23 protein-coding genes are annotated in these 23,726 nt (G+C 54.2%); 22 read left to right on the plus strand and 1 reads right to left on the minus strand.

The window, feature by feature from the left end; translation table 11 throughout:
- Window positions 1-120: 120 nt before the first annotated feature.
- Window positions 121-654 (minus strand): acyl-CoA-binding protein, encoded by a 534-nt coding sequence (locus IEW18_RS16005; RefSeq protein ID WP_188558869.1) that lies wholly within the window; start codon window positions 652-654, stop codon window positions 121-123.
- 127 nt (window positions 655-781) lie between these two features.
- Here IEW18_RS16005 and asnB point away from each other — a divergent pair, with 127 nt between their 5' ends.
- From asnB to IEW18_RS16115, 22 genes are all read left to right on the plus strand, one after another.
- Entirely contained in the window at window positions 782-2,692 is a 1,911-nt protein-coding gene (gene asnB / locus IEW18_RS16010; RefSeq protein ID WP_188558870.1) for an asparagine synthase (glutamine-hydrolyzing), read from the plus strand.
- A 74-nt stretch (window positions 2,693-2,766) separates the two neighbouring features.
- Window positions 2,767-3,498 (plus strand): glycosyltransferase family 2 protein, encoded by a 732-nt coding sequence (locus tag IEW18_RS16015; protein ID WP_188558871.1) that lies wholly within the window; start codon window positions 2,767-2,769, stop codon window positions 3,496-3,498.
- Window positions 3,499-3,554: 56 nt separating this feature from the next.
- Entirely contained in the window at window positions 3,555-4,892 is a 1,338-nt protein-coding gene (locus tag IEW18_RS16020; protein WP_188558872.1) for a UDP-glucose dehydrogenase family protein, read from the plus strand.
- 70 nt (window positions 4,893-4,962) lie between these two features.
- Window positions 4,963-5,907: a UDP-glucuronic acid decarboxylase family protein gene (locus IEW18_RS16025; RefSeq protein ID WP_188558873.1), complete on the plus strand. Its 945-nt coding sequence runs from the start codon at window positions 4,963-4,965 to the stop codon at window positions 5,905-5,907.
- A gap of 5 nt (window positions 5,908-5,912) precedes the next feature.
- A complete protein-coding gene (locus IEW18_RS16030) occupies window positions 5,913-6,329 on the plus strand; it encodes a sugar 3,4-ketoisomerase (RefSeq protein ID WP_188558874.1) in 417 nt (138 codons plus the stop codon).
- A 29-nt stretch (window positions 6,330-6,358) separates the two neighbouring features.
- A complete protein-coding gene (locus tag IEW18_RS16035) occupies window positions 6,359-7,237 on the plus strand; it encodes a hypothetical protein (protein ID WP_188558875.1) in 879 nt (292 codons plus the stop codon).
- 387 nt (window positions 7,238-7,624) lie between these two features.
- Window positions 7,625-8,572 carry a glycosyltransferase family 2 protein gene (locus tag IEW18_RS16040; protein ID WP_188558876.1) on the plus strand — a complete coding sequence of 316 codons (948 nt, stop codon included), beginning with the start codon at window positions 7,625-7,627 and terminating at the stop codon, window positions 8,570-8,572.
- An 81-nt stretch (window positions 8,573-8,653) separates the two neighbouring features.
- Window positions 8,654-9,793, plus strand: a complete 1,140-nt coding sequence (locus IEW18_RS16045) for a DegT/DnrJ/EryC1/StrS family aminotransferase (RefSeq protein ID WP_188558877.1) — start codon at window positions 8,654-8,656, stop codon at window positions 9,791-9,793.
- Window positions 9,794-10,124: 331 nt separating this feature from the next.
- Complete coding sequence (locus tag IEW18_RS16050) at window positions 10,125-11,807, plus strand: ABC transporter ATP-binding protein (RefSeq protein ID WP_188558878.1); 1,683 nt, start codon at window positions 10,125-10,127, stop codon at window positions 11,805-11,807.
- Between the two features lie 36 nt (window positions 11,808-11,843).
- On the plus strand, window positions 11,844-12,920 hold the full coding sequence (locus IEW18_RS16055) for a DegT/DnrJ/EryC1/StrS family aminotransferase (protein ID WP_188558879.1): 1,077 nt from the start codon (window positions 11,844-11,846) through the stop codon (window positions 12,918-12,920).
- 155 nt (window positions 12,921-13,075) lie between these two features.
- Window positions 13,076-13,768, plus strand: a complete 693-nt coding sequence (locus IEW18_RS16060; protein ID WP_229728783.1) for a WbqC family protein — start codon at window positions 13,076-13,078, stop codon at window positions 13,766-13,768.
- A 13-nt stretch (window positions 13,769-13,781) separates the two neighbouring features.
- Window positions 13,782-14,777: an aspartate aminotransferase family protein gene (locus tag IEW18_RS16065; protein ID WP_188558881.1), complete on the plus strand. Its 996-nt coding sequence runs from the start codon at window positions 13,782-13,784 to the stop codon at window positions 14,775-14,777.
- Between the two features lie 47 nt (window positions 14,778-14,824).
- Window positions 14,825-15,394, plus strand: coding sequence for a GNAT family N-acetyltransferase (locus IEW18_RS16070; RefSeq protein WP_188558882.1), 570 nt, complete (start codon window positions 14,825-14,827; stop codon window positions 15,392-15,394).
- A 10-nt stretch (window positions 15,395-15,404) separates the two neighbouring features.
- Window positions 15,405-16,316 (plus strand): glycosyltransferase, encoded by a 912-nt coding sequence (locus tag IEW18_RS16075; protein ID WP_188558883.1) that lies wholly within the window; start codon window positions 15,405-15,407, stop codon window positions 16,314-16,316.
- Between the two features lie 117 nt (window positions 16,317-16,433).
- The gene (locus IEW18_RS16080; RefSeq protein WP_188558884.1) at window positions 16,434-16,982 is read left to right on the plus strand and encodes a GNAT family N-acetyltransferase; all 549 of its coding nucleotides are present in this window, start codon (window positions 16,434-16,436) and stop codon (window positions 16,980-16,982) included.
- Between the two features lie 31 nt (window positions 16,983-17,013).
- Complete coding sequence (locus IEW18_RS16085) at window positions 17,014-17,715, plus strand: SDR family NAD(P)-dependent oxidoreductase (protein ID WP_188558885.1); 702 nt, start codon at window positions 17,014-17,016, stop codon at window positions 17,713-17,715.
- Window positions 17,716-17,768: 53 nt separating this feature from the next.
- Window positions 17,769-18,713, plus strand: a complete 945-nt coding sequence (locus tag IEW18_RS16090) for a glycosyltransferase family 2 protein (protein ID WP_188558886.1) — start codon at window positions 17,769-17,771, stop codon at window positions 18,711-18,713.
- 54 nt (window positions 18,714-18,767) lie between these two features.
- Entirely contained in the window at window positions 18,768-19,742 is a 975-nt protein-coding gene (locus IEW18_RS16095) for a glycosyltransferase family 2 protein (protein ID WP_188558887.1), read from the plus strand.
- Between the two features lie 165 nt (window positions 19,743-19,907).
- Window positions 19,908-20,810, plus strand: coding sequence for a glycosyltransferase family 61 protein (locus tag IEW18_RS16100; RefSeq protein ID WP_188558888.1), 903 nt, complete (start codon window positions 19,908-19,910; stop codon window positions 20,808-20,810).
- On the plus strand, window positions 20,811-21,827 hold the full coding sequence (locus tag IEW18_RS16105; protein ID WP_188558889.1) for a glycosyltransferase family A protein: 1,017 nt from the start codon (window positions 20,811-20,813) through the stop codon (window positions 21,825-21,827). It begins immediately after the preceding gene.
- Window positions 21,828-21,841: 14 nt separating this feature from the next.
- Window positions 21,842-22,846 (plus strand): glycosyltransferase family 2 protein, encoded by a 1,005-nt coding sequence (locus IEW18_RS16110; protein ID WP_188558890.1) that lies wholly within the window; start codon window positions 21,842-21,844, stop codon window positions 22,844-22,846.
- A gap of 184 nt (window positions 22,847-23,030) precedes the next feature.
- Window positions 23,031-23,708 (plus strand): lipopolysaccharide biosynthesis protein, encoded by a 678-nt coding sequence (locus IEW18_RS16115; RefSeq protein ID WP_188558891.1) that lies wholly within the window; start codon window positions 23,031-23,033, stop codon window positions 23,706-23,708.
- Window positions 23,709-23,726 lie beyond the last annotated feature (18 nt).

The raw sequence follows: 23,726 nt of genomic DNA on the forward strand, positions 1-23,726 counted from the left end.
GCCGCTGGTCTTAGATTAGCTCTGTTTTGCTAACTACTAACAACAAAGGCCACTTCCGCAAGGAAGTGGCCTTTGTTAATTGAAGCCGTACAATCCGAATAATTCGGCGAAATCCGTGATTTAGGATTGGTCGCCTTTCAGCTTGTCTTCGCCGCCGTAGGGCGCGCCGGCCGTAATGTCGCCGCGCAGGCCGCCCTGCGAAACGCCGGGGCCGGAGGTGGGCTGTTGGGCCAGGGTTGTATTGTCGTTGGCTTGCACCTCGGGGCCGGAGGCGGCGTCCGCGCCGCCTACCTGCGAGCCGGTAACGGGCTGGCCGCTACCCGTAATAATGGTGGCCTGTTCGCCAACGGGGCCGGCTACTTCATTTACTTTTTGGATATACTGCCGACGAGCATCGTCTTGGCTGACGCCTTTAAACTTGCTCCAGGCATCCCATTGCGCCTGCGACATGCCAGGCTTGCCGCTCGGGTCGTCCGGCGTGTCGTCGCCTACATTCTGCGGATCCAATGTGTCATGGTCACCCTGGGTGGCTTGCTTGTACAGGCCGTACAGGTCGGTCATGTGGGCGGCTGCTTGGTCGCCAGGCATATTGTCAACGCGGGACACGGCGGCTTCAAATTCTTGCTGAAGACTTAGCTGATCTTGTAGATTCATGGTGGGGCAAGGTTGGGGAAATAACTATTCCTGCCTTGTGTACTAACGTGGCACGGCTTTGGTTGCGGGCGCGCCCTTGTAGTTTTTAGAAACTCAAGTCCCGATAGTTCGTACTTTTGCCCGCCTTATGTGTGGAATCTCCGGAGTATTTGCTTTTACTGATGCAGGCCGCAGCTCGCTGGCCTCCCTGCGCGCCTCAACCGACGCCATCGTTAGCCGTGGTCCCGATTCACAGGGACACTTCGCCTATGAGCGGTGCGGATTGGGCTTTCGGCGCCTCGCCATCCTTGACCTGACCGCCGATGGGAACCAGCCCATGACGGACGAATCGGGCCGCTACACGATTGTCTTTAACGGCGAAATCTTCAACTTTAAGGAGTTGCGCCAAAAGCTGGTCAGCCGCGGCCACCGCTTCCACTCCCAGACCGATACGGAAGTAGTGCTGCACCTCTACATAGCCGAGGGACGCAACTTTTTGAAAAAGCTCAACGGCTTCTTCGATTTCGCCATTTACGATAAGGAAGAGGATTCCATCTTCCTGGCCCGTGACCGGATGGGGGAGAAGCCCCTGCTGATTTACCGCGACGAAGACAAGCTGCTGTTTGCCTCCGAAATGAAGTCGTTGCTGGCGTTGGGTGTACCGCGCAAGCTGGATTATGCGTCCTTGAGCCACTACCTGCAGCTGAACTACATTCCGGGGCCTGCTACTATTTTTAAAGGAGTCAAGAAATTGCTGCCCGGCCACTACCTGTATGTGAAGGGTAAGAAGGTCGTGCGCAAGCGGTGGTACAAAATTCCGTACGACGCCAAAAAAGCCGAGAGGAACAAGCTCAGTTATGAGCAGCAGCAAGCCAAGCTGGTAGAGCTGCTCGACGACGCCACGGCCCGGCGCCTGGTGGCCGACGTGCCGGTGGGCGCTTTCCTTAGCGGCGGCATCGACTCCTCGGTGATTGTGGCCCTGGCCACGCGCCACACCCAGCACCTGAACACGTTCAGCATCGGGTACCGCGACGAGCCGTTCTTCGACGAAACCAAGTACGCCAAGCTCGTAGCCGACAAGTACAAGACCAATCACACGGTCTTCTCCCTAACCAACCAGGACCTCTACGACCATATTTTCGATGTACTAAATTACATCGATGAGCCCTTTGCTGACTCCTCAGCTTTGGCTGTGTATATCCTCAGCAAGCGGACCCGCGAAAAAGCCACGGTAGCCTTATCGGGCGACGGAGCCGATGAACTATTTGGGGGATATAATAAGCACATGGGCGAGTTTCAGGTACGCCAGGGCGGCTTTAAGGCCGAGGCCGTAACGGGCCTGAACCTGCTGTGGGATGTGCTGCCCAAGTCGCGCAACTCGTTTTTCGGTAACAAGGTGCGGCAGTTCCAGCGTTTCTCGCGCGGCATGCTTTCCGGCCCCAAAGACCGGTATTGGGACTGGGCGTCATTTGCTTCCGAGAAAGATGCCCGTGCCCTGCTAAGCCCGGCGGCCAAGCGCAAGGTAGGCAAGAAGCTGGCCGAGAAGCGCCGCAAAGACATTCTCGAAGACCTGCACGCCGACGGCGACCTGAACGAGGTGCTGCTCACGGATACCAAGCTGGTGTTACCCTACGACATGCTCACTAAGGTAGACCTGATGAGCATGGCCAATTCCCTGGAAGTGCGCCCGCCCTTCCTCGACCCGAACGTGGTGCGCTTTGCCTTCTCCATTCCCGTTTCCAGCAAAATTGACGGGAAGATGAAAAAGAAGATTGTGCAGGATGCTTTCCGGCCCATGCTGCCTGAGGAGTTGTACAAACGGCCTAAGCACGGCTTTGAGGTACCTCTGCTGAAGTGGTTCCGCGGCGAGCTACGCCCCTTGATTGAAGACGATCTGCTTTCCGACGGTTTCATTGAGGCCCAAGGAGTGTTTGATGTCGAAGCCATTCGCGGACTGAAGCGCCAGCTTTTCTCCTCCAACCCCGGCGACGTGCACGCCCGCATCTGGGCCCTGATTGTGTTTCAGTGGTGGTGGAAAAAGCACATGATGGCCTCCTAGACACTGTAATATTCTGTACTTAGTTTCGTCCCACAGCGTCCCTCTATTGCCCTACGTTTCTCTTGTTTGTGAGCATGGCCCCAACAGTTTCCGCGCGTAAGCTTTCCATTATTATTCCGGCGTACAACGAGGGAGCAACCATTCACCTTATTCTGGACCAGATAAAGGAGGTACAGCTGCTGGGAGGCTTCACGAAGGAGGTGCTGATTGTAAACGACTGTTCCCGCGACAATACGGAAGAAGCAATTCACCGCTACATAGCGGCCAACCCCGAGCTGGCAATTCAGTACTACAAGCACGAAGTAAACCAAGGCAAAGGCGCGGCACTGCACACCGGCATCCAGAAAGCCACCGGCGACTACATCATCATCCAGGACGCCGATTTAGAATACGACCCCGAGGAATACAACGTGCTGCTTCATCCCATTCTGCGGGGCGTAGCGGATGTGGTGTATGGTTCTCGCTTTATTGGCGGAAAGCCGCACCGGATTCTATTCTTTTGGCACAGCATCGGCAACCACTGGCTAACCATGCTCAGCAATGCCTTCTCCAACCTGAACCTAACTGATATGGAAACCTGCTACAAGCTATTTCGGCGGGATATTGTGCAGGGTCTGCAGCTGGAGGAGAAGCGCTTTGGCTTTGAACCGGAAGTAACCATCAAAATGGCACGCGTGCCCAACGTACGCATCTACGAGGTAGGCATCAGCTACTACGGCCGGACTTACGCCGAAGGTAAAAAAATAGGGTGGCGCGACGGTTTTCGTGCCATCTACTGCATTCTCAAATACGGACTGCTCGCGTAAGCTTAGGCCTTGTCCTTCTGACCGAGTAGTATTTCGAAAAATATACACTTCTCCATATGAAAATTGCAGTAGTAGGCACCGGCTACGTAGGTCTCGTGACGGGTACCTGTTTCGCCGAAGTGGGCATCGATGTAACCTGCATCGACATTGACCAGCGCAAGATTGATAACCTGCACAAAGGCATTTTGCCCATCTATGAGCCCGGTCTGGAAGAGATGGTGTCGCGCAATATGGCAGCGGGTCGCCTGCACTTCTCCACCAACATCAGCGAAGCAATTAAAGGCTGCGACGTGGCCTTTATTGCGGTGGGAACGCCTCCCGGCGAAGATGGCTCGGCCGACCTGAAGTACGTGCTGGCCGTGGCCCGCAGCATCGGCGAGAACATGAACAGCTACGGGGTAATCGTAACCAAGAGCACGGTGCCGGTAGGTACCGCCGCCAAGGTGCGCAAGGAAATTGAAGATGCCCTGGCCAAGCGCGGCGAAAACATCGAGTTTGATGTAGCTTCGAACCCGGAATTTCTGAAGGAAGGGGCCGCTATTGACGATTTCCTCAAGCCCGACCGCATTGTGGTAGGCGTTTCTTCTGAGCGTGCCGAAGAAGTAATGAGCCGCTTGTACAAGCCCTTCCTGCTCAATGGCCATCCGATTATCTTCATGGATATTCCGTCGGCTGAAATGACGAAATACGCGGCCAACTCCATGCTGGCCACTAAGATTTCGTTTATGAACGACATTGCCAACCTGTGCGAAATCATGGGCGCTGATGTGAACATGGTGCGTAAAGGCATTGGCTCCGATGCCCGCATCGGCACGAAGTTTATTTACCCCGGTATTGGGTACGGCGGCTCCTGCTTCCCTAAGGACGTAAAGGCCCTGATCAAGACGGCCGCTGAAAATGGCTACCAGATGCAGGTTCTACAGGCAGTAGAAGGAGTAAATGAAGCCCAGAAAGAGGTATTGTTCAACAAAGTAAAGAAGCACTTTGGGGGCGACCTGAAAGGCAAGAAAATAGCCATCTGGGGCTTGTCGTTTAAGCCCAAAACCGACGACATGCGCGAGGCGCCGTCGCTGGTCATCATCGACAAATTGCTGGCGGAAGGCTGTACCGTAACGGCGTATGACCCCGTGGCCATGGAGGAAGCCAAGCATTCTCTCGGCGAGCGGATAACCTACGCGAAAGACCAGATGGAAGCCCTGATTGACGCCGATGCCTTGCTGGTAGTAACGGAGTGGCCCGAGTTCCGGGTGCCGAACTTTGAGGTGATGAGCCGGCTGTTGAAGCAGAAGGTTATCTTCGACGGTCGTAACATCTACGACGCTGCGGAGTTGCAGGCAGCAGGCTACGCCTACCACTGTATTGGCATCCGTACCGCCCATCAAGAGCCAGCCTAAGTAGGGCGCCGCTCTGAGTTTGATTTTCACTGGCTAACAGCCTTGAGCTAGCAGCTACCAGCTCACACATATGTCTGATAAGAAACGCATTTTAATTACCGGCGGAGCGGGCTTTCTGGGCTCTCACCTCTGCGACCGGTTTCTGGCGGAGGGCTACCACGTCATTGCCATGGACAACCTGGTGACGGGTGACCTGAAAAACATTGAGCATCTGTTTGGCAAGGAAGACTTTGAATTTCATCACCATGATGTATCGAAGTTTGTGTTTGTGCCCGGCAAGCTGGACTATATCCTGCACTTTGCTTCCCCGGCCTCGCCTATCGATTACCTGAAAATTCCGATTCAGACGCTGAAGGTAGGCTCGCTCGGTACGCACAATCTGCTGGGCCTGGCCCGCGTGAAAGGCGCCCGGGTTCTTATTGCCAGCACCTCGGAAGTGTACGGCGACCCGGAGATTCATCCCCAGGTAGAGGAGTACTTCGGCAACGTGAACCCCGTGGGGCCCCGCGGCTGCTACGACGAAGCCAAGCGTTTCCAGGAAGCTATTACCATGGCTTACCATAACCACCACGGTCTGGAAACCCGCATTATCCGCATTTTCAATACCTACGGCCCCCGTATGCGCCTCGACGACGGCCGCGTGCTGCCGGCATTCCTGTCGCAGGCCCTGCGCGGCGAAAACCTGACGGTATTCGGCGACGGTTCCCAGACCCGCTCGTTCTGCTACGTGGACGACCTAGTAGAAGGCATTTACCGGCTGCTGCTGAGCGATTATCACCTGCCCGTGAACATCGGCAATCCGTCGGAAATCACCATCAAGGAGTTCGGGGAGGAAATTGCCCGCCTCACCGGCGTCGAGTTCAAGCCCGACTACCGGCCCCTACCCGAAAACGACCCGATGAAGCGTCGGCCGGACATTACCAAGGCCAAGGAAATCCTGGGCTGGGAACCGAAGGTAGACCGGGCCGAGGGCCTGCGCCGGACGCTGGAGTATTTCAAGGAGCACGTAAAGTAAGGCCTTTGTCCAAGCAGCCCTACCTGATCGAGTTTCCGCAACTGGGCGACCCGGCCATAGGTTATATTTCCGTGGCAGAGCCCCAGCAGCCGCTTCCCTTTCAGATAGCCCGCGCCTTCTGGACCTACACTACGCCCGAAACCATCGTACGCGGCCGGCACGCTCATCACCGCACTGAACAGGTGCTGGTGGCAGCGGCCGGCCGCATTTTGGTTTCTACGGAAATGCCCACCGGGGCAATACAGGTATACGCCTTGGAATCGCCGCATGTGGGGCTTTATATCCCGCCCTACGTCTGGCACACGATGCAGTACTCAGCCGGGGCCGTGCAGCTGACTTTCGCGTCCACTCCCTATGAGGAAGCAGACTATATCCGGGATTACGCTGAATTTCGTCGGGTATGGGGGGTGACGAACAAATAGAAGCGCGCCGGCTTGCTCTGTTGGGTACAGTGCCGTACGCTGCTATTCCAGCCCTGCCAGCGGAAGTAGTGTTTCAGCGTTTTGTGTTGGAGCGCCTGCACCAGTTTCCGCAGCTCCCGCAGCATTTCATCTGGCAAGTAGCTGTAGGGGAGGAGCAAGTTCAGTTCTTTTACAAATACTTGCCCTGGGACACTGCCTTTTTCGGCCGGGCCATGGCCCGCCTGCACGCGGTGCTGTTTTCTTCCCGGGTAAGCCTGGCTCAGCTGACGGCAGCCGTTCAACAATTCGCGCAACATCTGACAAAAACCAGGCAGCAACACTGCTATTGCGAAGTAGCAACTGCTGACCCTCTGCTCCTGACGGCGCTGGGCCGTGCTGGCTGGGCCACGATAGAAACGAGGCTGCAGTATTACCACCCGTTAACTCAGCTGCCTGCGACCCGCTACGCCGTGCGGGCGGCCACTTCCGCAGATAGCAACGCCGTGCAGAGGGTAGGCGCCACCAACCGGAATCCATTCGACCGTTTCCACGCGGATCCTTTCTTTAGCCCGGAAGAAGGGGATGTTTTTCTGGGAGAGTACGCGGCCGCAACCGTGCGTGGTTACGCCGACGTTGTGCTGGTGCCAGCCCAGGAAGTGGTCGACAGTTTTCTGGCCGTTAGCTACCTCACCCCTGATGCCCACTTGCTGGGTCTGCCGTTGGGGCGAGTGTTGCTCACGGCCGTTGGCAGCCGAAACCAGGGCTGGCACCGCCAATTGCTTTCCGAAACGTTGTGGCACCTGAAAGAGCGGGGGAGCACCTGGGCCCTGCTTACTACCCAGGCTACCAATCGGGCTGTTGTGCACAATTGCGAACTACTGGGCTTCCGGTTGGGCGGAGTCACCCAGATCGTGAGCTGGCAGGCCTGAAATGGACTTATCCTCCGTTCTGTAACAATTCAAGAAAGTCTTGATAAAAAAGACACAGGGTGTTGTATCTTTTTTATCAAGACTTTCTTGAATTGTTACAGGTCTTTGCCGATCAGTTGCTATTGGCTTTGAAAGGTGTTCAGTCGGTAATCGGGGCCGCAAAAACGGGTAGTCGTTTTTTGAACAAGTGACAGACGGCAGGCTGAGCGTATAGCTTGCTGCGGCGCATAAATACTATTTTCTGAAACTATGGGCGGGCCCTGGAGTGGTTGCCGCTGGAAAGCAAACCGCCTGGTTCTGTCGGCCGGGACAAGGTAGTACCACTTTTACGCCGCACTTTTACCGCCTTGTTCTGGTACACCGACGTTTGTTTCAGTTCCTCCCTTTATGCCGAAGCTGTCTATAATCATCCCGTGTTATTTCAACGAGGCAAATATTCCTGTAACTATGCGGGCGCTGGTCGCCAACGAGGCGCTTTTCCCACCGGAAGTGGAGGTAGAGTATGTACTGGTAGATGACGCCTCGGCTGATGGAACGGCGGCGGCTTTGCACCGCTTTCGGCGTCAGTATCCAGACCGGGTGCGCGTTGTAGAGCTGGCTGGCAATGTGGGGTCGTACAACGCTATTGTGGCGGGCATGGCCCACGCAACCGGCGACTGTAACGTCATTATTACCGCCGATATGCAGGACCCGCCCGAGCTGATGGTCACGATGTACGCGTATTGGCGGCAGGGCTTCCAGCTAGTCATCGGGAACCGGCAGGACCGGCAGGAAGGGCTGCTGACTACCTGGTTCTCGCGCTTGTTTCACAGCCTGATGCGGCGCTTTGCCCTGCGTAACATTCCGCCCGGAGGCTTTGACTACGTTCTTTTCGACCGGCAAGTACGCGAGCAGGTAGTGCAGCTGCAGGAGCGGAACAGCAACGTGTTCTACCTGATGACGTGGCTGGGGTATGCTTACGTGAACATCCCGTACTCCCGCCGACGCCGCGAAATCGGTACTTCCCGGTGGACTTTGTCAAAGAAGGTGAAGCTGTTTCTGGATTCGTTTCTGTCCTTTTCTTTTTTCCCGATCCGTGCTATTTCCGCTACCGGCATTAGTTTAGGGGTAGTGGCTATGCTTTACGGCCTGTACCTGGTTGCGCTCCGACTAAGCGGCACGCAGCAGCCCGCCGGCTGGACGATGCTCATGGTTGTGGTATTGTTTGTTTCGGCTTTTCAGATGATGGCGCTTGGCATCATTGGGGAGTACGTGTGGCGCGGATTGGATGCTGCCCGCAACAGGCCGCTGTACATAGTAAAGGACGTGAGTGAGCCAGTCAAAAGCAGCCAGTAATCGAGGTGATTCAATTGCCAGTTCCACTTCCGGCAGGTGCTTCACCGTATTAGTCCGCAGCGCTTACTTTCGCCCTTCCTTATGCCGGCCCCTGACGCCATGATTATCCCTTTTCTTTCCTTCGGGCCTCAGCATACGCCCATTCGGGAGGAAATACTTGCTGCAGTGGCTGAAGTGTACGATTCGCAGTGGTACGTGCTGGGCCAGCAGGTGCTGAACTTCGAAGCCGCCTACAGCCTTCTTGCCGGAACGCGCTACTGCGTGGGGGTCGGAAACGGGCTCGATGCGTTGCACCTGTCGTTGCGGGTCCTGGGTATAGGGCCCGGCGACGAAGTGCTGGTACCATCCAACACGTACATTGCTACCTGGCTGGCCGTGTCCTACGTGGGCGCGACTCCGGTACCCGTTGAGCCGGATCCTGCTACGTATAACCTTGACCCCGCCCGAATAGAGGCGGCCATAACCTCCCGGACCCGTGCCATCATGCCAGTGCATCTGTATGGGCAGGCCTGCGAGATGGAGGCGATTATGGCGTTGGCCCGGCAGCACAAGCTGATGGTAGTAGAAGATAATGCCCAAGCCCACGGTGCAACGGCCAGCGGCCAGCCCACCGGGAGCTTCGGCCAAGCCAATGCCACCAGCTTCTATCCGGGTAAAAACTTGGGGGCCCTGGGTGATGCCGGCGCCATCACCACCGACAGTGAAGACCTTGCCCGGGAGCTGCAACTGCTGCGCAACTACGGCTCCCCGCGGAAATACTACAACGAAGTCATTGGCTATAATTCTCGCCTCGACGAGTTGCAGGCCGCGGTCCTGCTGGTAAAGTTGCGCCACCTTGCGGAATGGACCCGGCAGCGGCAGCAGATTGCGCGCTGGTATGGAGAGCAGCTGCAGGGCATTGAGCTGCTCACGCTCCCGCAAACGGCTCCTGGCAGCACGCATGTGTATCATCTCTACGTGGTACGAACGGCCCGGCGCGACGCCCTGCAGCAGCACCTGACCGCCGCCGGCATTGGCAGCCTGATTCACTACCCCGTGCCCCCGCATCAACAGCAGGCGTACGCCTGCTTAGCGTATCCGGCGGGCACTTTTCCGCTGGCGGAAGAACTTGCCGCTACCTGCCTGAGCCTACCACTGTGGCCCGGCATGACCGAGTTGCAGGTGGAGCAAGTGGCCAGGGAAATAAGACGGTTTTTCCGGCTGCTTCCACAGGGCAGCTAATACGGGGCCCGCGGAGGAAGTGCCGGCTGATACGGCGCTATTCCCTATCTTTGCCAGCCAATGCCCTTGGCTTAGTGATGCTGCGTGCGTGGCAAAAAGGGTATTTCATCAGAAAGCTCACGTGGGTGCTGACGCGTTAAGCTGAAGTGTTTTGCCTTGAAAATACAGGCCGAACGTTCAGGCAGAAGCTCCCATCTGAGCAATACAGTTACCAAGTACACAGCTGATCGGAAGGTCAGGTTAACTCAGCATGGCACAAGGGGTAGTATTACGTTCTCTCAATAGCATACGGTACTATTTAACCCCCCAGGAAAAGCGAAAATCCATCGGCATGCTGCTGCTGCTGCTGCTGGCTTCCATTCTTGACGTATTTGGCTTGGCGTCCCTGGTACCGGTGATTATGGCCGCCTCCCGGCCCGGCTCCGTGCTGCAGAACAAGTACAGCCTCTGGCTGTACCAAGCGCTGGGCTTCTCGACTGAGAAAAGCTTTCTGGTCTTTCTGATCGTCGCGGTTTTCTTCCTGTTTCTGTTCAAGAATCTGTTCTCGACCCTGATCAGCTATCAGCAGGTTAAGTTCACCGCGCGCATTGCCCTGACGGTTATTGCCAGTCAGTTTCAGAAGCATATTAACCTGCCCTACCTGCGGTTTAACGAGGTCGGCTCACCGAACCTGATGAACAGCACGCTTAACGTGCCCAATGCCTTCGTCAATGGCATCATCCGGCAGCTGTTTATCTTTTTCTCCGAGCTGATTATCGTGGCTCTGGTCATTACCGGCATGCTCATCTATCAGCCCATCCTGTTCGTGATTTTGGGGGTAGTGCTGGTGCCCAGTATGATGCTGATTTATCGCCTGCTGCGCAACCGCTCGCAACGGGTAGGCGTTGCCATCTCGGAGTTGCGGCCCTTCTCGTACGGGGCGCTGGTAGAGTCTTTTATTGGCTTCGTTGAACTACGCCTAGCTGGCAAGCAGCGCAAGTTCAAGCAGCGCCTGCTCGATAACCAGGAGGAGATTCAGGACTTGGAGGCGGATGCCTACCTCTACTCCCTGATTCCGCAACGCCTGATTGAGATGGTTGCCATTGCGGCCGTTGTCACCATTTTCTTGTACTCCCTGCTGTTTGCCGACAATCCGGCCAGCCTGATTACGATTATTGGCTTGTTTGCGGCGGCTGCCTACCGCCTGATGCCTTCCATGAACCGCCTGTTGACGGCCTTGGTGACCCTCAAGCAGAACCAATACGTCATTGACGATCTGTTCTCAATGCGGGAGTATCTGCAAATTCCGGAGCCAGTTCAACAGCCCCTCGAATTTGAGAAGTCAATTTCCTTCGACCACGTTTCGTTTACGTTTCCCGGCAGCGAAAAGCCGGTGCTGGACAATATCTCCTTCACGGTTAATAAGGGGGAGAAAATAGGTTTCATTGGCAGTTCCGGTTCCGGTAAAACTACTCTGATGAACCTGCTGCTCCGCTTCTACGCCGAAGGAAAGGGTAGCATAAAAGTAGATGGAACGGCCCTTTCGCCGGCCAACCTGGCGGCCTGGTATCAGCTGGTTGGTTACGTTAAGCAGGATACCTTCCTGATGGAGGCGTCCATCGGCGAAAATATCACCCTGCGCGATGAGCAGATGGATGCGGAGCGAATGCGGTATGCCCTGGAGCAAGCCTCACTCACGGACTTCGTGGCCAAGCTCCCCGAAGGACTAAATACCTCTATCGGGGAGCGGGGGTCGCGGCTGTCCGGTGGGCAGCGTCAGCGCATTGGTATTGCCCGGGCCTTGTACAAGCAGGCCGAAGTCTTGGTGCTGGATGAAGCAACCAGTGCCCTGGACAACGAAACCGAGCGGGAAGTAAGTGAAGCCATCAGCAAGCTCTCGCACACGAACATTACCCTTTTCATCATTGCTCACCGGCTTACTACCCTGCGGGAGTGCGACCGGATTTATGAGCTGCGCGACGGTCAGATCGTGGCCGAACACCAGTACGAAAACCTGATGCGGACCCTTTCCTAGCCGCATTGGAATCCGCTTCAAATCTATTTTACCTACATGAGCATCAACGTCACGAAGCCGTATTTACCGCCCCTGCAAGAATACATTGGCTACTTGGAGGGGATATGGGAGCGGGGCTGGCTGACCAATAATGGGCCGTTGGTACAGCAGCTCGAAACCGAGTTGAGTGCCGCGCTCAGCGGGGGCCTCGTGCAGTTCATGTCCAATGGCACCATTGCCTTGCAAGTGGCCATCAAAGCTCTGGAGCTGACGGGTGAAATTATTACCACGCCTTTTTCCTACGTAGCCACTACCACCGCTATTTTATGGGAAGGCTGCGAGCCGGTTTTCGTGGACATTGAAGAGCAGAGCTTCTGCATTGACGCCACCAAGATCGAGGCCGCTATTACGCCACGCACTTCAGCAATTCTCGCCACGCACGTATACGGCTACCCCTGCGACGTATTGGCTATTGAGGACATTGCCCGGCGGCATAACTTGAAGGTAATCTATGATGGGGCCCATGCTTTTGGCGTAACAGTGCACGGCCGCTCGCTGCTTACCTACGGCGACATTACCACCTGCAGCTTTCACGCCACCAAGTTGTTTCATACCAGCGAAGGGGGAGCCATTATTACGACCAGTGAGGAGCTGGCCAAAAAGGTATGGCTCTACAAATCGTTTGGCCACATTGGCGACGAATACTTTTCGCTGGGCGTAAACGGCAAGAATTCCGAGTTTCATGCTGCCATGGGCCTGTGCAACCTGCCGCGGGTACCTGAGTTTATTGCGGCCCGCCGGCAGGTGGCTGAGCTGTACCAGGCGGAACTGGCTTCCCTGAACCTGCGCTACCCAGTAACCCCACCGGCTACGGAGTATAATTACTCTTACTTCCCCATCATTCTTGAGAGTGAGGAGCAGATGCAGCTGGTAAAGGATACGCTGGCCGCGCATGATGTTAACACGCGCCGCTACTTCTTTCCGTCGCTCAACAAGCTGCCCTATCACACGGGTGCCGACTGCCCGGTTTCGGAGGATATTTCCCTGCGTGTACTGTGCCTGCCGTTCTACCAGCAACTGGAGCACGATGAGGTGCGGCGCATCAGCCAGCTGATCAAAGAGGCACTAGCGTAGACCTCCGCTTTGCTGACGCAGCCAAGAGCTGCCATTTACGCGTGCCCGGAACGATATAGAGTTGCTAGGTTGCGCCAATAGTCTGTTCTTCCACACTTCTTATGTCCACTCTTCCAACCACACAAGGAACTGCACCCCGGCGTACAGTTGCTATCATGCAGCCGTATATTTTTCCCTACCTGGGCTATTTTCAGTTGATGGCGGCGGCTGACCAGTTTGTGGTGTACGACGATGTGCAGTTTATTAAAGGAGGTTGGATTAGTCGTAACCGAATGCTGGTTAATGGCCAGCCTTGCCTCTTTACCATTCCACTAGATGCGCCCAGCCCCAACCGGCTGATCTGCGACATTGCCCTCAATGCGAAAACCCCCTGGCGGCCAAAGCTGCTGCAGACTATTGCCCAGAGCTACCGGCGCGCCCCCCAGTTCGAGCCGGTTTACGGTCTGATTGAGCGCGTTCTTGCTCCTGTGGAGGGGCAAACCATTGCGGACCTAGTGCGGGTGAGCTTCAGCGAGATTATTGCGTACCTGCACCTACCCGTTGAATTAATTCCAACCTCCACCCGCTACGAAAATCAGCACTTGCGCAGCCAGGAGCGGGTGCTTGATATTTGCCGTCAGGAGGAGGCCACCGACTACGTGAATGCCCAGGGTGGCCGGGAGCTATACGACCACGAAACTTTTGCGGCTCGTGGGATGCGGCTGCATTTTCTGCAGCCGGAGTTGCGGCCTTACCGGCAGCTTAGCAAGGGCGAGTTTGTGCCTGGCCTTTCCATAATCGACGTTCTGATGAACAACTCGGTAGCTGAGACGGCGGAGTTATTGCGTAGCTACCATCTCACGCGGTAATAATCTAGCTGAAATGAGTAACCCAACTGCTGCGGCATCCATTGGAGGCTTTTTTGAGGTAGAGCTGCCTATTGGCCCGGCCAGGCCCCACGCGCGGGCTTGGGCTGCTCTGGCCAGCGGACGAGCCTGCCTGGCCGTACTGGCCAGCCAGTTGCAGCCTTCTAGGGTGTGGGTACCATTTTACATCTGCGACTCGGTGCTGCACGCTCTGGAACAGGCGCAAGTATCCTACAGCTTCTACGCCCTCACGGAAGAGTTGGAGCTGGAGGTTCCGGTGGAGCTATCCGACGGTGAGTATATTCTCTACGTAAACTATTTCGGCTTAAAAACCAGCTATACCGCCACGTTAGCGCGGCGCTATGGGGCCCGGTTGCTGCTGGATTTAACCCAGGCTTTTTTTGAGGAGCCCGCCCCGGGGTTGTGGGGTTTTAACTCCGCCCGCAAGTTTTTTGGCGTTCCAGATGGGGCGTATCTGTACGCTCCGGAGCCAATGCCCCCTGTTACGCTACCCTCAAACCAAGCCATTAGCCTAACGCACCTTGTGGAACGGCAGGCTGGTCGCCAGACCGCCGCCTACGCCGCCTACAGCCAGTACGAAGAGCAGCTTAGCTATGCCCCCCAGGAAATGTCGGCGGTAAGCCAGAGCTGGCTTTCCTGGTTGGATTACGCTGGTATTGCCCGAAAGCGGCAAGCCAACTTTGCTTTGTACCAGCAGTTGCTGGCACCCGTGCTGCAAAGCGGCGCGGCCCGCGAGTGGCTGCCGCTGGAGGCGGGCACCGTCCCGTTCTCTTATCCTCTCCGGTTAACTAAGCCAGTAGAGGATCGGCGGCAGCTTTTTGAACAGCAGATCTTTGTGCCCTGGCTGTGGCCGGAGATGCGCCAGCGCCCCGGTGATTTTGCTCGGGAAAGGACTTTTGTGGACAGCGTGCTGGCTCTGCCTCTTGACCACCGTTATGGTCCGGAGCATATAGCGCGGGTAGCCCAAGCTATAGTTGCTCTGCTAACCTGAGCATTTACCACCATTCTCTGATACTTCGAACGAGTACTCCCAAAGCAATGAATATTCACGGCAAGAAAGTAATCCTGCGTGCCATCGAGGAAACGGACCTGCCCTTGCTACACCAGTGGGCAAATGATCCGGAAATCTGGAAAATGTTGGGTGGCTGGCATTTCCCCAGCTCATTCGAGTACCAGAAGAAATGGTTTGCTGCTCTGGGGACCGACCAACTCAATCAGCGCTTTGCTGTTGAGGCTCCGGGGGTAGGCCTGATTGGCACGACCAATCTAGTAGATGTAGACTGGAAAAATAACAATGCCTTTCACGGCGTAATGCTCGGCGCCAAAGACATCCGTGGCAAGGGCTATGGTATCGACACAATTATGAGTGTGATGCGCTTCGCCTTTGAAGAATTGCATCTGGAGCGGCTCGATACTACCATTATTGAGTATAATACCATTTCATTGAATATCTACACCAACAAATGTGGCTGGAAGCACGAGGGCACGCGCCGCAATTGGTACTTCCGCAACAACCGCTATTGGGACCGATTAGAAATGGGTATCACCCGTGCCGACTACTTTGCGTTAGTGGAGGAAAGCAACTACTGGGCGGATGATCAAGGTTAGTGTATTCACCATGACTTATAACCACGAGCGGTTCGTGGCCCAGGCAATTGAGGGAGTTTTGGCACAGCGCTGCAACTTCCCCATCGAAATGATTATCGGCGACGACTGTTCTACCGATGGTACCCGCCACATCATTGCTGAATACGCGGCCAGTTATCCGCATATCATCAAGCCCATCTATCATGAAAAAAATGTGGGTGCGGCCGTTAACCAGCGGGAGTGCATGGCAGCCTGCACCGGTGAATTTGTGGCTGTGCTTGAGGGTGACGATTATTGGATTGACCCCGATAAACTGCGCCTACAGGTGGAAGCTCTGGAAGCCCGTCCCGACTATGCCCTTTGCATTCACGACGCGGAAACCTTCAACGACGCTGACAATAGCAAGGAGTGGACGTTTGGCGAAGAGTTTTCGCACATTCTACCCTCAGAGGGCGATGCGCCCCGCACCTTCACCCAACTTGATATTGCCCGCTACGGCTGGTTTATCCCTACTGCCTCGATGCTAATGCGGGCTACGAGCATTCCGCGGCCCTTACCTACTTGGTTTGACGGTATCTATAGCGGTGACTTTGCCTTGCAGTTAATGAGCACCCGACAGGGGCCATCCCTGTATCTGCCCCGGGTAATGGCTCGCTACCGTATTCATACTCAAAGCAAGGGCAGCACTATGGCTCAATCGGAGGATAAGTTCAAACGCCGAATTTTTGAAGCCAAGATGTTTCAGCAGCATGTATTCAGGCCCAAGGACCGGAAGCATGCTGACATCTACCTAGCGCTGCAGTATCAAGGCTATGCGCGTTTTCTAGGCAGCCACGGGCGGTACTGGGAGCAACTCAAATACCAAGCTAGTAGCTGGCTCTATAACTGGCAGCGGGTGCCCCTGTATTTTGAGCGCCGGCTCAAGCTAGCCTTCACTGCTTGATCAGTGGCAGCAGATAAATTAGTTTGTCGTTTGCTATCTGAGCGCTTCCAGACTTTATGAGTAAGGCTTAATGTTAGTACCTTTGATGGTTTCCCATTACTAATACGTACCGACTTTATGGAATTTCGGATTGATTTCAGGCCCTTCCGGTTGGAGGACGCCCGGTTCATAAATAATCTGCGCCAACTCGAAAGCATGGAAAGCATGTTGATGGGCAATAAGCGACCTGTGTCTTTTGAACGTGACGTAAAGTGGGTGCAGGATGTAATGATGAACGATTCTCAAACCACTATTTACTTTGCTGTTACTGAGCAAGGTAAAGACGATATCGTAGGCTATACATCAATTTCAGAGATTGATTATCGTAATGGGACTTGCTTCTGGAGCGGCATTAAGCTTGATACCCGTATTGCTGGCAAAGGCTGGGGTACAGAGGTAGGGTTAAAAATCCTCAAGTTTGTATTCGAGGAGTTGCGCATGGAGCGCTGTAAAGGTGAGTGTCTGGAAGAGCACGAAGCTGGTAAACGCCTAATGTTAAAGATTGGTTTTCAGGTAGATGGCTTGATGCGCAGCGCCGTGTACAAGAACGGCAAACAACACAACCAGTACATCATGAGCGTCATCAAAAGCGATTACCTTCACATTAAAAACGAACGCAGCTTATAGGCTTCATAGCCCATTGCTTAAACCCATTTCCATGCAAGACGCTTCCGCGCCCATGTACATTATTACCGGTGCTTCCCGAGGTATCGGCCAGTACCTGATGAGCCACTTTGCCGCAAAAGGACACAAGGTTATCGGCATTTACAATAGCACCAAGCCGGCTACTTTGGAAGAGCACTGCCACCAAATCGATCTAACCGATGAGGCAGCTATTATGGCATTTTTCCAGACCATTGAGCCTGAACTCAAAAATGTGGTATTGCTGAACGCGGCTGGTATTACTTACAACGCGCTAGCACACAAGGCTGAGTTGACTGCATGGCGACAAGTTATCGACACTAACGTAGTAGCTCTGTTTAACTTAACCAAACTGTTGCTACCGGTGATGCGGCAGGACAACTACGGCCGCATTATTAGTTTCTCATCGGTGGTCGCCCAGTCTGGTATTGTAGGTACAAGCGCTTATGCAGCCTCTAAATCGGCGCTGTGGGGAATGGCAAAGGCTATTGCGGCCGAGAATGCCATCAAAAATATTACTATTAACGCTATCAACCTAGGGTATTTCGACATCGGTATGATCGACAAGGTACCAGCCAATATGCTCGCGGGTATTGTGGAAAAAATTCCGGCGAAGCGCCTAGGACGTCCGGAGGAAATAATCTCAGCTGTTGAGTTCATGATTAGCAACGCGTATCTGAACGGCACCAGTGTGGACCTGAACGGCGGGTTGTTTTAGCTTAGACCCATGTTTCTTAGCCAACCAGGGCCCTTTCAACCTTATCCTGCTCCGTGACGAAAGTTAGCATTTGCACCATCACTTATAACCACGAAGCTTACATTGCGCAAGCTATTGAAGGCGTACTGATGCAGCGTGGGCCGGATATTGAAGTAGAAATGGTTATTGGCGACGACGTGTCGAGCGACAATACCCGGGCGATTGTCGCCGACTACGCTCGACGTTTTCCGGAAAGTATCAAACCTCTGTTTCATCCTAAAAACTTAGGTCCCGGGGCCAACTCTCGCGCTTGCTTGGCGGCCTGCACCGGGGAGTTTATTGCTGCCCTCGAAGGCGACGATTACTGGACTGACCCCAATAAACTGCGTCTACAAGTTGCGGCCATGCGTGAGCATCCTACCGCTGGCCTTTCGTTTCACGACGCGGAAACTTTCAACGACGAGGATGGCAAGGTAGAGTGGACGTTTGGCGAAGAGTTTCCACATATTCTGCCCCCGGCTGGTTCAGCGCCCAAGCTCTTCAGCCAACTGGACTTTGCCCGTTACGGCTGGTTTGTGCCAACGGCCTCCATGCTATTTCGGGCATCAAGTATTCCATTGCCGGTGCCCGATTGGTTTGAGGGTGTGTATAGTGGTGACTATACTCTGCAGTTGCTTAGTACTCGCCAAGGCCCAGCTGTGTATCTACCGCGCGTGATGTCGCGCTATCGTATACACCAGAAAGGGCTTGGTAATATTATGGCTCAATCGGAGGACAAGTTTAAGCGTCGGATTTTTGAAGCCAAGATGTTTCAGCAGCATGTGTTCAGTCCCAAGGACCGAAAACATGCCGATGTGTATCTGGCCATGCAGTACAAAGGCTATGCTCGCTACCTTCTCAGTCAAGGGCGACGCTGGACGCAAATGCTCTACATGATGAAGAGTATGTACTATGATCGTCAGCGCCTGCCAATTTACTTGGAACGGCGGCTACAGCAGTTCAATAATTCTAAAGGCTAACTGCAATTAGGTGGCACTTTTGTCTCCATTCACGGCTCCGTTTTGACTACTACGATGAACGCTAAATTGGTAAGCGTTATAATTCCTAGCTATAACTATAGCGCCTACATATCTGACGCTATCGATAGTATTCAGGCGCAGACTTATCCGCACTGGGAAGTTATAGTAGTTGATGACGGCTCGAAGGACAATACGGCGGAAGTAGTGGCTCGCTACACGGCGCAGGACGACCGGGTAAAATATCACTATCAGCAAAATCAGGGGTTGTCGGCCGCACGCAACACGGGAATTTCGCTTGCGCAGGGCGCCTATATCCAGTTGCTGGATGCGGATGATTATATCAGCAAGCGCAAACTAGAGATTCAGGTGGGCCTACTGGAGCAGCAGCCGGACGTTGCCCTGGTGTACGCCGATACTTACATCTATACCCACTCCGACGACCCCACCGCACCGCGAAACTTCCGGCAGTTTCACCTGACGATGCCGCCCATATCGGGCCAGGGGGTAGACCTAGCCATGCATATGGCTCTGGATAATATCTTTCTGGTGGGAAGTCCACTGTTCAGGCGCAGTATGGCCGTAGCCGCCGGACCCTTTGACCAAACGCTGTTTTCCCTGGAAGACTGGCACTTCTGGTACCGAGCTGTGCTGCAGAATCAGAAATTTGTGTACGATAATCAGGAGGGAACCGAGTTCTACGTGCGTACCCACGGCAACAACATGACGGGTAACCGTTACAAGATGTGGAAGTACAAGATTCAGGCCCGCCAAGCGCTAATTCGGCTGATAGAGGGTGTAGTGCAGTCGGGGGCAGGCATGGGCCCGGCGCTGCGGCCAGTGCTGGCCCGGCAAAAGGCGTACTTGTATGAGGAGCAGGCGCGCTATAATCTGCTGTACGAAAACGTAGGCGCGGGACTTGTAAATCATTTCCGATACTTGGTGCATGGCAACAAGCCCTTGCGCATCTGGTACGATAGTGCCTACTGGCTGAAAGAACGGCTGCTGGGCCGTAACAGGAAGACTGCTTAGCAGCCTTTACTTCAGGCTAACATTGGCCTGCTATGGTAGCCCGATACCCGAGAATGTAACAGCCGGGTGACCACGAGGGTAGGGAGGAGTGGCAACCAAATAAGGGGTAGTTCTGTATGGGATATTCTCACCCAACGCCCCTAATAATTTGTAAGGTGAGCTTCCATGATCAAACGGCTAAAAAGCTATTACCTGCTGGCAGACGGCGCGGTGTTCTCGTTTTTCCAATTAGTACCAGAATCTGTCATTCGGACTGAGCAAGGACGAGTAAAGCTCCATAACTGGCGAGGTTTTATTAAGCTGTGGCTCACCAATCGGAAGGTCAGATTATCTAAAAATACGGTATACCTCACCGTCCATAGCTCCTATCGGGGCTACTACCACTGGCTGCTGGAGAGCATACCCAAGCTTTTAGAAGCCAAGCGTGCAGCTTTGAATTTTACCTTGCTGCTACCGGCTTCTTATACCGAAGCTTTTTATGCGGATACTCTGCAAATACTAGGCATAGAGCGGGTAGAGCGGCTGCTGTCCGATACGGTTTACCACGTTCCGCAAGGTATGCTGCCATACTCAGCCGAGACAATGGGCAATTATTCGTTGCCGGCACTGCAGGAGTTGAAATCCAGCATGCTGGCAGCCACCGCTACGGTAGCCCCCACGGTGGCCTCGCGCCTATACATTAGTCGGCGCAAGGCTTCCCGCCGCAAGGTCCTTAATGAAGCTGAAGTAGAGCAGGTGCTGGCCGCTTTCGGCTTTACTATTCTTTGTTTTGAAGACTATACCTTTGCGGAGCAGGTGCAGCTGTGTGCCAATGTGCACATACTGGTAGGCCTTCATGGTGCGGGCTTGTCTAACATGGTGTTTTTGCAGGAAGGAGCAACCGTAGTCGAGTTTAGAAAATTTGACAACGGAGAAAATTACTTCTTCCAGCAACTGGCTGACACGCTGCAGCATACCTATCACCTGTTGTATTGCACGGCCGCCGATGAGCAGCAGCAAGTGCAAGACGCCGACCTGTGGGTAGATGTGGATGCCCTTCGGGCTGTTCTGGCTCAGCACTCAGTTTAAATGCAAAGAGAAATACTTCGCGAGGAACCGGCAGCAGCCAAGGTTTCCGTCCTGATTCCGGCCTACAATGCGGCGGCCTACCTTGAGCAAACCCTGGATTCGGTTCTGGCCCAAACCTGGCCTAATCTGGAAGTAATCATAGTAGATGACGGCTCAAAAGACGACACCCTGGCCAAGGCGCGCCGTTACGCCAGTCCGACAGTACAAGTAATTGCCCAGCCAAATGCGGGGGCCAGTGCCGCCCGCAACCGGGCCTTTGCCGCGGCTACCGGCGAGTACATCCAGTATCTGGATGCCGACGACCTGCTGCACCCCAACAAAATTTGGGCGCAGATGGAATGCTTGCGCCAAAAGCCCGGGGTGAAGATTTCCTCCTCCGCTTGGGCTATGTTTTACGACGAGCCCCACGAACAGGACTTGCGGCCCACTGTGCTCTGGCGCGACTACCCAGATCCGGTCGAGTGGCTTCTCGACGCGTGGGAGAACGGAGTCTGGATGCAACCCTCCGCCTGGTTGACGCACCGCACGTTAATTGCCGCCGCTGGCCCCTGGGATGAGCGCATTTCCCTGCACGACGACGGCGAGTTTTTCAGCCGGGTGTTGCTGCAAGCCAGTGAAATTATCTTTTGCCGGGAGGCTAAGTCGTTCTACCGTAAAGGCATTTCTGATTCCCTGAGCAGCATCCGAAGCGAAAAGGCCACCTTATCACATTTGGCAGTATGCCAGGCTTATGAAACCACGCTGCTGGCCCACCAAAACACGCCACGCACGCGCCGGGCTTGCGCTAACAATTACCAGCGCTTTATCTATGAGTATTACCCTCATTACCCGGAAGCCCGGCAACTAGCGGCCGCCCGGGTGCGGGCATTGGGAGGAGGTACAGCTCTGCCCCCGAGCACACCGCTGTTCCACCTGCTGGATAAGGTAGTCGGCTGGCAGATGTCGAAACGATTGCAGAATTTTGTGTACCACTATCGGCTGAACCCTGCTTCTTGGATGGCCCATAAGTCGAAGTAACCTGCCGATTTTATATGTGCAAAGTTTCCATAGTGCTGCCCGTTTATAACGTATCAGCCTATATAAAAGCCACCGTTGAAAGTTTGCTCCGCCAGACTTTTGAAGATTTCGAGCTGCTAATTCTGGATGATTGCTCCACGGACGATACCGTGGCCCAAATTCGCTCGTTCACTGATCCTCGCATTCGGCTGCTGCTTAACCCGTATAATATGGGGAGGGCCGGCACCGACAATTCCGCTCTGGCCTACGTGCGCGGGGAGTACATTGCCAAGATGGACGGGGACGACATCTGTCATCCGGAGCGCCTAGCCCGGCAGGTAGCCTACCTGGATCAGCACCCGGAGGTCAATGTAGTTGGTAGCTTTATGCAAAACTTCGGGGCCAGCACGTATTTAAACCGCTACCCCGCACACCCTGCTGATGCACAAGTGCTGACCTTGTTTACCCTGCCTACGGGTAATCCATCCTCGATGATGCGTACTAGTCTATTCTTGCAGCAAGGCATGCGGTACGATGCTACCCTGCGCCAAACAGAAGACTATGACTTTTGCGCCCGCTACATTCGGCAGCTGCAAATTGCTACCATACAGGAAGCGTTGATCCAGTACAGGGTGCCCCTAGATGCTCATAAAAAGGATATTCTACGGGAACGGGCTGACGTATCGGATGTGGTACGGGAAGGAATACTTCGGGAGTGGAACGTAAAATTCTCAGACCGGGAACTGCAGATATACAACCTTACGGCTATGCTGGGCCGGCCATTGCAGGATATCCGCCTGGAGGAAATATCTGCCTGGTTTCAAAAGCTTTTGCAGCATAACGAGCAGGTTCCTCTGTTCGATATGCCGGCCCTGAAACGGGGGTTAGGAGAGCGATGGTTTGAGGTGTGCTATGCCTATACGCAACCTAATTTTGGCAGTGTGCGGGCCTATTATAAGAGTCCTTTTGCTTCCTACGCATCAATATCCGTTCGCCAGCGAGCTAAAATGTGGATGCAGTCTTTGCGGCGGCTTAAGTAGTCGTTAATATAAGTTGTACGGCACTGTATTAAAGTGCAGGCTGTGATAATTACGAAATAAATATTTTATAGTTTTTAATTGCTGCAGCTAACAGAAAGACAGTGCTTTTATAATTGTCGGCTGCTACGCAAATATGATTAGTTGTAGATTGTTTTCTATAACTTCTTGCTTTGTAAAAAGACGTATGTCCTCTGTTTCGCGTAGCCGCTCGGCACTTCTGGGTACCATATCCTCTCAGGCATATACCATTATTGGTATGCTTGTTTCTATTATTAGTACGCCGTTGATGGTGCGGTATCTGGATAAAGAAGAATATGGGCTATCCATTCTCTTTTTTCAGGTGATTGGCTATCTGGCCTTGTTCGACTTCGGATTTGGTCCAGCGGTAATTCAGCAGTTTGCGCTTCACCGCGGCGATGATGAGCATAATCAACTCATGGTCAACCGCATTATGAGTACGGGAGTTTATGCTTTCTTGGGGTTAGGACTGCTTGTTTCCCTTGTCGGCTTCTTCTTCGCTCCCTTTGTTCCGGACGTGTACCATCTGCGGGCAGATCTGGCCGAAGTTGCCGTGCCGATTGTGTTTACGTTAAGCGTAGTTATGGGCGCGCAGTTTTTGCAGCGCGGGCTAGGCGGCATATTTTACGCGCATCATCGTCAGACGCTCATCGGCACTACTTCGTTTATCGTCAATATTTCCGGGACTATCCTTTCTATTGTTTTACTTTCACAAGGGATTGGGCTCTGGTCGTTTGTATATTCTAATATATTCCAGGTTTTTACTACGCTGCTGGTGCAGGTTATTTTACTGCGCCGCTATAGCGGATTCATGAACGGTGTACATGATAGCCGCAATGGTTGAACCAGGCTTTGGCGTCCT

The organism is Hymenobacter glacieicola (genome assembly GCF_014640315.1).
Lineage (GTDB): Bacteria > Bacteroidota > Bacteroidia > Cytophagales > Hymenobacteraceae > Hymenobacter > Hymenobacter glacieicola.

Bases quoted from the DNA above. Each gene is read 5' to 3' on its own strand.
- IEW18_RS16050 (WP_188558878.1), top strand. From the start codon at position 10,125: ATGCTGCTGCTGCTGCTGCTGGCTTCCATTCTTGACGTATTTGGCTTG.
- IEW18_RS16040 (WP_188558876.1), top strand. From the start codon at position 7,625: ATGCCGAAGCTGTCTATAATCATCCCGTGTTATTTCAACGAGGCAAAT.
- IEW18_RS16085 (WP_188558885.1), top strand. From the start codon at position 17,014: ATGCAAGACGCTTCCGCGCCCATGTACATTATTACCGGTGCTTCCCGA.
- IEW18_RS16075 (WP_188558883.1), top strand. From the start codon at position 15,405: ATGACTTATAACCACGAGCGGTTCGTGGCCCAGGCAATTGAGGGAGTT.
- IEW18_RS16070 (WP_188558882.1), top strand. From the start codon at position 14,825: ATGAATATTCACGGCAAGAAAGTAATCCTGCGTGCCATCGAGGAAACG.
- IEW18_RS16115 (WP_188558891.1), top strand. From the start codon at position 23,031: ATGTCCTCTGTTTCGCGTAGCCGCTCGGCACTTCTGGGTACCATATCC.
- IEW18_RS16060 (WP_229728783.1), top strand. From the start codon at position 13,076: ATGCAGCCGTATATTTTTCCCTACCTGGGCTATTTTCAGTTGATGGCG.
- IEW18_RS16005 (WP_188558869.1), bottom strand. From the start codon at position 654: ATGAATCTACAAGATCAGCTAAGTCTTCAGCAAGAATTTGAAGCCGCC.
- IEW18_RS16110 (WP_188558890.1), top strand. From the start codon at position 21,842: ATGTGCAAAGTTTCCATAGTGCTGCCCGTTTATAACGTATCAGCCTAT.
- IEW18_RS16105 (WP_188558889.1), top strand. From the start codon at position 20,811: ATGCAAAGAGAAATACTTCGCGAGGAACCGGCAGCAGCCAAGGTTTCC.
- IEW18_RS16015 (WP_188558871.1), top strand. From the start codon at position 2,767: ATGGCCCCAACAGTTTCCGCGCGTAAGCTTTCCATTATTATTCCGGCG.
- IEW18_RS16045 (WP_188558877.1), top strand. From the start codon at position 8,654: ATGCCGGCCCCTGACGCCATGATTATCCCTTTTCTTTCCTTCGGGCCT.
- IEW18_RS16020 (WP_188558872.1), top strand. From the start codon at position 3,555: ATGAAAATTGCAGTAGTAGGCACCGGCTACGTAGGTCTCGTGACGGGT.
- IEW18_RS16065 (WP_188558881.1), top strand. From the start codon at position 13,782: ATGAGTAACCCAACTGCTGCGGCATCCATTGGAGGCTTTTTTGAGGTA.
- IEW18_RS16025 (WP_188558873.1), top strand. From the start codon at position 4,963: ATGTCTGATAAGAAACGCATTTTAATTACCGGCGGAGCGGGCTTTCTG.
- IEW18_RS16095 (WP_188558887.1), top strand. From the start codon at position 18,768: ATGAACGCTAAATTGGTAAGCGTTATAATTCCTAGCTATAACTATAGC.
- IEW18_RS16080 (WP_188558884.1), top strand. From the start codon at position 16,434: ATGGAATTTCGGATTGATTTCAGGCCCTTCCGGTTGGAGGACGCCCGG.
- asnB (WP_188558870.1), top strand. From the start codon at position 782: ATGTGTGGAATCTCCGGAGTATTTGCTTTTACTGATGCAGGCCGCAGC.
- IEW18_RS16055 (WP_188558879.1), top strand. From the start codon at position 11,844: ATGAGCATCAACGTCACGAAGCCGTATTTACCGCCCCTGCAAGAATAC.
- IEW18_RS16100 (WP_188558888.1), top strand. From the start codon at position 19,908: ATGATCAAACGGCTAAAAAGCTATTACCTGCTGGCAGACGGCGCGGTG.